This window comes from Burkholderia sp. WP42, from assembly GCF_000745665.1.
GTDB classification, from domain to species: domain Bacteria; phylum Pseudomonadota; class Gammaproteobacteria; order Burkholderiales; family Burkholderiaceae; genus Burkholderia; species Burkholderia vietnamiensis.
On record NZ_KN050726.1, the window covers coordinates 214,985 to 221,616 of the forward strand.

The following is a 6,632-nucleotide window of genomic DNA, read 5'->3' on the forward strand; positions in this document are numbered from 1 at the left end:
AACAATAGCCATGTCCGACACGCTGCAGGAACAACATGCAGCGGCAGATCACGCCATGCGCCACTGGACCTTCGAGAGTCAAGGTCCCGTCAAGATCGGTTCCGATGCGCACAAGCGGATGTTCTGCCGCATGCTCCTCGATACGCACAACCCATACAAACCGGCCGTCATCGACTGGCCGCCGCTGAAACCCGACGCGCTCAAGCGGCTCACGTCGCTGCCGATCTGGGACATCGCCGTGCAGACGGAAGGCCGCGCGTCGGTCCGCGTCGCCACCTTCGCGGCAACCGTCGACGATCCGCTACTGCGCAGCGCACTCGACATGGACGGCGGCGAGGAAGCGCGCCACAAGGTCGTGCTGTCGAAGCTGGTGGCCGCATACGGCATCGAGCTTGCGCCCGAACCGCCGTATCCGGCGCCGAAGGACGCGGAGTGGTCGTGGATGGTGACCGGCTTCAGCGAATGCATCGACAGCTTCTTCGCGTTCGGGCTGTTCCGCTCCGCGCAGCGCTCCGGCTATTTCCCGGCCGAACTCGTCGAGACGTTCGAACCGGTGATCCAGGAGGAAGGCCGCCACATCCTGTTCTTCGTGAACTGGTACGCGTGGTACTGGCGCAATCTGCCGTGGTGGCGACGACCGTGGTTCTTCGCCCGTGTCGTCGCCGTATGGGCGTTCCTGATATGGGAGCGCGTCGGCATCGCGCGCGGGATCGATACGGACGGCGTGGCGCACGACGCGAACTTTCCGGCGACGAGCACCGCCGAAATCGGCGACGCACTCGACCCGCGCGAGCTGATCGAGCTGTGTCTGACGGAGAACGACCGACGCATGGCCGGGTACGACGAGCGGCTGCTGCGCCCGACGTTCGTGCCGCGCATGGCGCGGCTCGCGCTGCGCTTTCTGCGGAAATAGGCGTCGTTGCGACGGGGCGGTTCTGCGGCGAACGAGTATCGCGGCCGCGGACCGCCGGCGATTCGTGCTGGCCAACGGGGCGGCAGGTGGCGCCATCGTGGTGTCGTCCGGCTCATGCTGTGCCCGCCGCGCAACGTTTGCAGGCTTGCTCCCGGAGCAAAAACGCACGGTTCCCGATTTGGCCGGGTCGCATCGCGCGCGACACGATGCCGGTCAGTGCGCGGCCATTACCGCACGGCCGTTTCGAATGCGATGGCGCATCGCCGTTCCTACTCGCGTTTCCACTTCGCTGCTCGGCTTGCCGCTCCTCGTAACGGAGTTGCGCCGTGGACAGTCGGCCCGGACGCGGCGGCGATGATCTGACAATTTCGCGCCCGCCGGTGGCTTCGCGCAGCCGAGCGGTTGGAGCCTCCGGCTGCCCCCATCGGCGATTAGCCGAATCGCTCAATTGCCCGCCATATGGAACACGATCAATAGGATCGTTTCAACATGTGCTCTCAATTAGCGAGCGATTGCGCTGCAGCGGTTTCTTTGTCATCGACTGATAGTGAGCGCTGCCGGAAGCCCGCCCGACGGACCAGCGCGGGCGGCGCGATGCGCAATTCAGCATATCGCGACGGCTCGCCCCGCGTCGTCAATCGATTATCCCCCATGATTAACGACATAATAAAAATGCCACTCATGATATTAAAATAGCGAATTGATAAATATGTTCATATTCTTGTAGATCGACATCGTGGTCGCATTACAGAACAGAAAGAAACATGCGACGCGCAAACGTTTGCTATTCAATTCTTCCTACCTTTTCGGGGCCAAAATGCGCGCCATCGCGCAAACAACCCATGCAAACCATTGATTTCACACGACTTTTATGCGTGAACATCAGACCTCCGGCACTTTACAAAAACAATTCTTCATACTTTCGGATTGGTTGTTAATCAATAAATCAAATCGCGATGTATTAACGATTCTTTAAACTTCCACGCACTACATTTATCACTGTTTATCAATTTCCAAATAACGCCTCAAATAAAATTCGCGCATCGATTAAGAGTTTCGCGCGAGCGCACGAAATATTCGTCTAATGAAAGGCGGTGTGTGCGGCGCGCTTATTTGGAGGCAGCAGGACATGAACCGCACATACCGCTCGATCTGGAACGAAGCTCTCGGCGCCTGGGTCGCGGCCTCGGAACACGACTCGGCACGGGGTAAGCCGAACAAATCCGCCGTCGCGAAGGCTGTTGCGGCAGTGGCGCTCGTCGCGGGGGCGACGGTCGGCAACGTCGCGCACGCGCAGTACAGTGCGGGCGGGTTCGGCGGCTCCGTCGTCGCGTCGGGGTCGCAGGCGATCGCGATCGGCGGCAACGCCGGCAGCACGACGACGGCCAGCGGCGCAACCTCGATCGCGATTGGCGCGAACGCGACAGCGTCGGGCAACTATTCGCAAGCATTCGGTCAGCGTTCCGTGGCCACCGGCTCGAGCTCGATCGGCATCGGTTCCGGCTCCACGGCACTCAATACCGGCGCGACCGCGGTCGGCAACGACACGACGGCATCGGGCATCAGTTCGGTCGCGCTGGGCGGCGGCAACAGCAGCGGCACGGGCGGTGCGGTCGCGGCAGGCACGAACGCGATCGCGATCGGCCGGTTCTCCAATGTCGATGCGGCGGCGACGTCGGGCGTTGCGATCGGCGCCAACTCGGTCGTCACGTCGGCCGGCACCGACGCAACGGCGCTGGGTTCCGCCGCGACCGCGGCGGCCAGCGGCGCGACCGCGCTCGGCAACGGCGCGACGGCCAACGTCGCCGGCTCGGTCGCGCTCGGCAAGAACGCCGTGACCACAAGCACGAGCGGTACGACGACGGCAGGCACCGGGGCCGTCGGCAGCGCGACGGTCGGCACGCAGACGTTCACCGGGTTCGCCGGCACGAGCTCGGCCGCGGGGGTCGTGAGCATCGGCAGCCCCGGCGCGGAGCGGCGGATCCAGAACGTCGCGGCCGGGCTCGTGACTTCGGGCAGCACCGATGCGGTCAACGGAAGCCAGCTCTATTCGGTCGCCAGCACGACGACGTCAAGTATCAGCAGTCTTTCGACTTCGACGTCGACGGGGCTGTCGACGGTTGGTAGTTCGATTACTTCGCTTTCTACGTCGACTTCGACCGGCATCAGTTCGTTGTCCACGGGCCTCAGTTCGACCAATAGTTCGGTGACGTCGCTTTCGTCGTCGACTTCCACGGGTATCAGCTCGCTGTCGACCGGGCTCAGTTCGACCAATAGTTCGGTGACGTCGCTTTCGTCGTCGACGTCGACCGGCCTCTCGTCGGCCAATAGCGCGATTACGTCGCTGTCTACGTCGACTTCCACGGGCATCAGCTCGTTGTCGACGGGTCTCAGCTCGACCAATAGTTCGGTGGTCTCGCTGTCCACCTCGACGTCGACCGGCATCAGCTCGCTGTCCACCGGCCTGAGCTCCACCAACAGCTCGGTGACGTCGCTTTCGTCGTCCACGTCGACGGGCTTGTCATCGGCCACCAGCTCGATCACGTCGCTGTCAACTTCGGCTTCGACGGGTCTGTCGTCGGCAACCAGTTCGATCAGCTCGCTTTCCACTTCGACCTCGACGGGTATCAGCTCGCTGTCCACCGGCCTGAGCTCGACCAACAGTTCGGTGACGTCGCTTTCGACCTCCACGTCGACGGGGCTGTCGTCGGCCAATAGCTCGATCACGTCGCTGTCCACCTCGACGTCCACGGGCATCAGCTCGTTGTCGACAGGTCTCAGCTCGACCAATAGTTCGGTGGTCTCGCTTTCCACTTCGACCTCGACCGGTATCAGTTCCCTGTCGACGGGCCTGAGCTCGACTAATAGCTCAGTGACGTCGCTGTCGTCGTCCACGTCGACGGGCTTGTCGTCGGCAACGAGCTCGATCACATCGCTTTCCACCTCGACCTCGACGGGTATCAGCTCGCTGTCCACCGGCCTCAGCTCGACCAACAGCTCGGTGACGTCGCTGTCGTCGTCCACGTCGACCGGTTTGTCATCGGCCACGAGTTCAATCGCGTCGCTTTCCACCTCGACCTCGACGGGTATCAGCTCGCTGTCCACCGGCCTCAGCTCGACCAACAGCTCGGTGACGTCGCTTTCGTCGTCCACGTCGACGGGCTTGTCGTCGGCCACCAGTTCGATCACGTCGCTGTCCACGTCGACCTCGACGGGTATCAGCTCACTGTCCACCGGCCTCAGCTCGACCAACAGTTCGGTGACGTCACTGTCGTCGTCCACGTCGACGGGCTTGTCGTCGGCAACGAGCTCGATCACATCGCTGTCCACCTCGACCTCGACCGGTATCAGCTCGTTGTCCACCGGCCTGAGCTCGACCGACAGTTCGGTGGCATCGCTGTCGACCTCCACGTCGACCGGCCTCTCGTCGGCGACGAGCTCCGTCACGTCGCTGTCCACGTCGACCTCGACCGGCATCAGTTCGCTGTCGACCGGCCTCAGTTCGACCGATAGCTCGGTGGCCTCACTGTCGACGTCGACGTCGACCGGTCTGTCGTCCGCGACCAGCTCGATCAGCTCGCTCTCCACGTCGACCTCGACCGGTATCAGCTCGTTGTCGACAGGCCTGAGCTCGACCGATAGCTCGGTGGCATCGCTCTCGACGTCCACGTCGACCGGCTTGTCGTCGGCCACGAGTTCGATCACGTCGCTGTCCACCTCGACGTCGACCGGTATCAGCTCGTTGTCCACGGGTCTGAGTTCCACCGACAGCTCGGTTGCGTCGCTGTCAACCTCCACGTCGACCGGCCTCTCGTCGGCCACCAGCTCGATCACCTCGCTCTCCACCTCGACCTCGACCGGTATCAGCTCGTTGTCGACGGGTCTGAGCTCGACGGACAGCTCGGTCGCCTCGCTGTCGACCTCGACGTCGACCGGGCTGTCGTCGGCAACCAGCTCGATCACGTCGCTGTCCACCTCGACTTCGACGGGCATCAGTTCGCTGTCGACCGGCCTGAGCTCGACCGACAGTTCGGTGGCATCGCTCTCGACTTCGACGTCGACTGGGCTGTCGTCCGCAACCAGCTCCATCAGCTCGCTGTCGACCTCCACGTCGACGGGCCTTTCGTCGGCGACCAGCTCGATCGGCTCTCTGTCCACGTCGACTTCCACGGGCATCAGCTCGTTGTCCACGGGTCTGAGTTCCACCGCCAGCTCGGTTGCCTCGCTGTCGACCTCCACGTCGACCGGCCTCTCGTCGGCCACCAGCTCGATCACGTCGCTGTCCACCTCGACATCGACCGGCATCGGCTCGCTGTCCACCGGTCTCAGCTCGACCAACAGCACGGTGGCTTCGCTGTCGACGTCCACGTCGACGGGCCTGTCGTCGGCCAACAGCTCAATCACGTCGCTGTCCACGTCGACCTCGACCGGCATCAGCTCGCTGTCCACCGGCCTGAGCACGGTCGTGACCAAGACCGACAATCTCGGCAACAGCACCGCCGCGGCGCTCGGCGGCGGCGCTGCCTACGATCCGACGACAGGCGCGGTTTCCGCTCCGTCGTACACGATGTACAACGCGAACGGCACGACGTCCACCGCGAACAGCGTCGGCTCCGCGATCGACAGCATCAACAGCCAGGGCATCAAGTATTTCCACGCGAATTCGACGGCCGCCGACAGCCAGGCGCTCGGCGCCGACTCGGTCGCGATCGGCCCGAACGCCATCGCCAACAACGCCGGCGACGTCGCGCTCGGCAGCGGGTCGGTCACCGCGGCGCCCAACCCGACGCCGACCGGCACCGTCGGCGGCGTGACCACCACGTTCGCGGGCGGCAACCCGACGAGCACCGTCAGCGTCGGCGACCCGAGCGCCGGCATCACGCGCCAGATCACCAACGTCGCGGCAGGCCAGATCACGCCCACCAGCACCGATGCGATCAACGGCTCGCAACTGTTCGCGACCAACTCGGTGGTGAATTCGCTGTCGACGACGGTGTCGTCGTCCAGCAGCGCAATCTCGTCGCTGTCGACCGGCATCACTTCGTTGTCGACGGGGTTGAGCTCGACTGATAGTTCGGTGGCGTCGTTGTCGACCTCGACGTCGACGGGTTTGTCGACGGCAACCAGCTCGATCAGCTCGCTGTCGACTGGCCTCAGCTCGACCGACAGCACCGTGGCCTCGCTGTCGACGTCCACGTCGACGGGCCTTTCGTCGGCGACGAGCTCGATCTCGTCGCTGTCCACCTCGACCTCCACGGGCATCAGCTCGCTGTCCACCGGCCTGAGCTCGACCGACAGCACCGTGGCGTCGTTGTCGACTTTGACGTCAACGGGGCTGTCATCGGCGACGAGCTCGATCAGCTCGCTGTCGACCGGCCTCAGCTCGACCGATAGCTCGGTCGCCTCGCTCTCCACGTCCACGTCGACGGGTCTCTCGTCGGCGACCAGCTCGATCTCGTCGTTGTCCACGTCGACCTCGACCGGCATCAGCTCGCTGTCCACGGGCCTCAGCTCCACCGATAGCTCGGTGGCGTCGCTGTCCACCTCGACCTCGACGGGCTTGTCGTCGGCCACCAGCTCGATCACCTCGCTGTCCACGTCGACTTCGACGGGCATCAACTCGTTGTCCACGGGCCTCAGCTCGACCGACAGTTCAGTGGCCTCGCTGTCGACTTCCACCTCGACCGGCCTCTCGTCCGCGACCAGTTCGATCACGTCG

General features: G+C 63.9%; 2 protein-coding genes. Both read left to right on the forward strand.

What is annotated here, in order from left to right:
• The first annotated feature begins 10 nt into the window (after window positions 1-10).
• Complete coding sequence (locus EX20_RS28915) at window positions 11-913, forward strand: hypothetical protein (RefSeq protein ID WP_014724012.1); 903 nt, start codon at window positions 11-13, stop codon at window positions 911-913.
• A 1,129-nt stretch (window positions 914-2,042) separates the two neighbouring features.
• A partial coding sequence (locus tag EX20_RS32365) for an ESPR-type extended signal peptide-containing protein (protein ID WP_269321576.1) occupies window positions 2,043-6,632 on the forward strand: 4,590 nt, incomplete at its 3' end.

Excerpts from the sequence above, each read along its gene's own strand:
- EX20_RS28915 (WP_014724012.1), top strand. The coding sequence starts at position 11 with ATGTCCGACACGCTGCAGGAACAACATGCAGCGGCAGATCACGCCATG.